The organism is Pseudomonas paracarnis, from assembly GCF_904063055.1.
GTDB classification, from domain to species: Bacteria; Pseudomonadota; Gammaproteobacteria; order Pseudomonadales; family Pseudomonadaceae; genus Aquipseudomonas; species Aquipseudomonas paracarnis.
Genome location: NZ_CAJFCN010000096.1, coordinates 1 through 441, shown reverse-complemented (window position 1 = coordinate 441; position 441 = coordinate 1). Strand labels below are relative to the sequence as shown.

Below are 441 nucleotides of genomic sequence, written 5' to 3'. Positions count from 1 at the left end.
TGACGGACCAACGTCGTGCGCTGGGCCTTGCCGCGCACCATCGGCACCGGGTTCGAAACCAGCGTGTCGCCCGCCTTCAACGGCACAGCCGGCACCGTCTTAATCGGCGTCGCCGCACTGCTCAGCAACACCGGCTTGGCGGCCTCGACATGGGTTTCCAGCCGAGGCCCCGCCACCTGCTTGGCCAGCAACTCCAACAACGCCCGCGCCCGCCCGGACTTGACGCCACTAAGCACCTGAGCAGCCAGGCGCAGCTGTACTCCAATACCCCGTGTGGCCCAGATCAGCAGCAAGTTGATCAACACTTCGCCGGTGATTTCACCCAGCAGTTCGTACATGTCGGGTGGCGGCAGCATGCGTACCCAGGCCACCAGCGCCGACAGGTAGATAAACAACAGCGGCTCATCACTGAGTACCAGCAACCCCTTGGCCAGCGTGTCT

General features: G+C 63.9%; 1 protein-coding gene. It reads right to left on the bottom strand.

What is annotated here, in order from left to right:
• Window positions 1-441 (bottom strand): hypothetical protein (locus JMV15_RS28060; RefSeq protein ID WP_201492007.1); only part of this gene is annotated, 441 nt, incomplete at both ends.